The sequence below is a fragment of the Kitasatospora sp. NPDC001159 genome (assembly GCF_053598235.1).
This window is the reverse complement of sequence record NZ_JBSFJV010000234.1, coordinates 1-3,258: the sequence shown is the minus strand read 5'-3', so window position 1 is coordinate 3,258 and position 3,258 is coordinate 1. Positions and strand designations below refer to the sequence as shown.

Sequence of the window (3,258 nt, the reverse complement as noted above, 5' to 3'; positions counted from 1 at the left end):
TGGCCTCGACCGGGTGCCGGTGACCCCTGTACGACGGCGACGTGCTCTCCACGAATGATCCCCCTCCGCCGTGATCGATCAGAAGATCATCTCACTCGGTCGGCCAACGTGACAGCGCCCTCGCGGAGGAATCAGCCCGCGCACGGAGGGTGGTTGGTCAGCTCAAAGATGCCTTCAGGTGCTTCCGGAAGACGGCGTCAAGCTCGGCCACCGTGTTCTCGGCCAGGGCCTCGTCGGGAAGCCCGCTCTCCACGCCGCCCCGCGTGTTGTAGTCCATTCCCGCGCCGGGCGGCACGAGTTCCCGAAGCATCCAGGCGGCGAACTCGGCCGCTGCGCCGGCGGTGGCCTCATCCAGCGTCACCCCCTCGTGGTCGCCCGTCGCAGACGATCCGGTGCCCGCCCAGCTCTCTCCGATCGCGGTGAACGCGAACCACCAGTCGTGCTCATCGCGCGGCCCACCGTCATCGTCCGTCTTCGTGTAGATGAACGCCTCTTCCCCTTCCCGGCGGCGCAGCGCCTGGGTGACGTTGTCGAGGGTCAGGTTCCAGGTGGTACCGGGGGTGGGGGTGAAGATGAACATGGTGCTGTCCTCGGAGAAGGAGGGCGGCATGCCTGGGGTCATGGGGTGGTTGCCTCTTTGTTTAGGTGGCGGTGTGGTCGGATACGGTGACGGGGCCGAGGGGGCTTAGCGGGACGTAGCGTGCGTAGCCTTTGGTGCCATTGAGGGCCATCATGGCGTCCCAGTAGGGGACGGCGTCGGGGCCGTTGGTGACGATCTCCATGCCTCGGCCTTCACCGCTGCGCCGAACCTCGATCGTCTCGAACCGGCACGGACGCGCCTGTCGGCGTACGAGCGGTCAGACCGTCCCATTACCTGCGGATTCGGGTCAGAAGAACAGTTTCACCATGCCGTCGACGACCGTGTCGATCAGTACGGACAACCACCTGAACCTGGGGCGCGCACGCCCGGGCCGCCGCACGTCGTTCTCAGCATTTGCAGCTGTCCGCTCCACTGTTCTTCTCCTGCTCAGCCATCACTCCGGGCGAGCGCCGTCGCGAGAACCCGGCCGCCCGCATTCGGCACCCCAATCTAGGGACAGTGATCACCGACGACCTCACGGTCGCCACCGACAAGTCAAGTCCGCGGACTCCCCTTTCGGTCGGGTCAAGTTCGATCCGGACGGTTCGGTTCGGGCCAGTTCGGTTCCGGTTGTCGGTTCTCGAGCGGCGGCGCCGGTTCACCGTCCTGCGGTGCGGCAGCGAGTCACGCCGTCAGCGGCCGGGCGGGGCCGGTGCATGTCGTCTCGGGCGCGCGGCCAGGGTGCCGCTCGCCGCGGATGTCAGCAGCCCGGTGATCGCTGTCGTGATCCTCGTGCTGGCCTCGTGCAGCCTCAGGCGCAGCGAGATGTGCTCGGGCAGCAGGTCGTCGCACCCGAGTGCGGTGCGCAGGTCAGGGCGGACGGCTTGACTGGTGAGCTCGCATGTTCAGTGGCTGTTGTCGTTCCGATCTCGAGCGGTGTTGGTCGAACGGGAGTCTCGATCGGGTGACTTCGGTGGGTGCCGGGCATGAGAACAGGGCCTCTTGGTAGCTCGAAGGGTGTCTACGCCAAAGAGCGGTCCAGGAGGCCCTGTTGTCGCAGTTCTACGCCATCGCGGGAGCGGGGTCCACTTCGGTCACCCTCGCGTGTGACTGCCTCGCTCACCGGTTCGGGAATGCCGCCGACCACGGGGCACGCGAGCGCCGCTACCCGACGGACATGTCGGACGCGGAGTGGGCGGTGGTGCGGCCGCTGCTTCCGATGCCGGCCTGGCTGCGGGGCCGGGGCGGTCAGCCGGAGGCCTACTGCCACCGCGCGATGTTGGACGCGATCCGCTACCTCGTCGACAACGGAACGAAGTGGCGGGCGATGCCGGCCGACTTTCCGCCGTGGGACCGGGTCTACGCGTTCTTCCGCCGCTGGCGCGACCACGGTCTGGTGAAGGAGTTCCACGACCGGCTGCGCGGAGAGGTCCGCGAGAAGGCGGGGCGGGATCGGGAGCCGAGCGCGGGCGTGATCGACTCCCAGTCCGTCAAGGCGGACGCCGTCGTCGGCGCCGACAGCCGCGGCTTCGACGGCGGCAAGCTGGTCAACGGCCGCAAGCGCCACGTCGTGGTCGACACGCTCGGTCTGCTGCTGGGGGTGATGGTCACCGCCGCGGACATCGGCGACCGCGCCGCCGCCCACGTTCTGCTCGCCCAGGTGGTCGGCGCGCACCACCTGCTGGCGCTGGTCTGGGCCGACGGCGGCTACACCGGCAGCCTCGTCGAGTACTGCCTGGCCGCCCTCGGCCTGGTCCTCGCCATCGTCAAACGCACTGACGACATGCGCGGCTTCGTCGTGCTGCCCAAGCGGTGGATCGTGGAGCGGTTCTTCGCCCACCTGATGCGAAGCCGTCGCCTCGTGCGGGACTTCGAACGCTCCACCACCAGCGCGGAGGCGATGGTCTACTGGTCGGCGACGATGCTCATGACCCGGCGCCTTGCCCGGCCACGGCCTTCGCGAGCGTGAACCGGCCCGGTGCCGGCTCGGCAAGCCACCCCCGCGCTGTCAGCCGCTTCGCCTTCGACCGCAGGGCCTCCACCTTCCCGGGCACCGGGTCCAGGCCGAAGCAGGCGGCCATCTCCTGGCACGTCAGCGGCCCCTGGCCGAGACGATTCCGGTCCGCGAGCACCTGCAGGATGCGCTGATAGTCCACCGACAGTGCCGACCAGGCCAGCCCCGCACGCCACATCGGCACCACCGACTTCGGCTTCGCCGCCCCCGAAGATGCAGGCAGAGCCGGCGGTTCACCGCGATCCGACGGCTCCTCGGCGGCATCCGGGCCGGCACCGTCACCTCCGCCCGGGGACAGCACCTCGTCGACACGCGAACGGGCGATGACCCACTCGTTCCACTCCCGCTCGGCCACCACCAGCTCGGCCTGGATACGGTCGGCCTCCGCCCGCAGGTCGTCCACACGACGGCGAGCACTCAGCTCACGCTGTTCCAGCAGCCCCACAACCGACGGCATCCCGACCTCCACACGAGCGGCGACTCAACACGTCACCACTCCCCGAGGCCACCGACCCTATGCCTGATCAGCGGAAACACAGCCCTCGCACCCGGAAAGACAACAGCCTCTCAGCTTGGCGTTTAACCTCGCAGGTCACCCGACCTGCTGATCTGCGGTTCTTCCCGCGACAGCGGAGGCGGCCGTTCTCCACGCTTCGAGATGTCG

General features: G+C 68.6%; 4 protein-coding genes. 1 reads left to right on the top strand and 3 read right to left on the bottom strand.

Annotated elements, in window-relative coordinates:
- Nucleotides 1-157: 157 nt before the first annotated feature.
- On the bottom strand, nt 158-580 hold the full coding sequence (locus tag ACWC9T_RS41320) for a hypothetical protein (protein WP_449826166.1): 423 nt from the start codon (nt 578-580) through the stop codon (nt 158-160).
- Between the two features lie 61 nt (nt 581-641).
- Nucleotides 642-815 (bottom strand): restriction endonuclease fold toxin-2 domain-containing protein, encoded by a 174-nt coding sequence (locus tag ACWC9T_RS41315; protein ID WP_449826167.1) that lies wholly within the window; start codon nt 813-815, stop codon nt 642-644.
- An 816-nt stretch (nt 816-1,631) separates the two neighbouring features.
- On the opposite strand from ACWC9T_RS41315, the gene ACWC9T_RS41310 reads away from it, so the two are divergent.
- Nucleotides 1,632-2,549, top strand: coding sequence for an IS5 family transposase (locus ACWC9T_RS41310; RefSeq protein WP_449826165.1), 918 nt, complete (start codon nt 1,632-1,634; stop codon nt 2,547-2,549).
- On the opposite strand, the gene ACWC9T_RS41305 is transcribed toward ACWC9T_RS41310, so the two are convergent.
- A complete protein-coding gene (locus ACWC9T_RS41305) occupies nt 2,506-3,051 on the bottom strand; it encodes a hypothetical protein (protein ID WP_449826164.1) in 546 nt (181 codons plus the stop codon). The two genes, ACWC9T_RS41310 and ACWC9T_RS41305, sit on opposite strands and share 44 nt — an antisense overlap.
- Nucleotides 3,052-3,258: the final 207 nt, after the last annotated feature.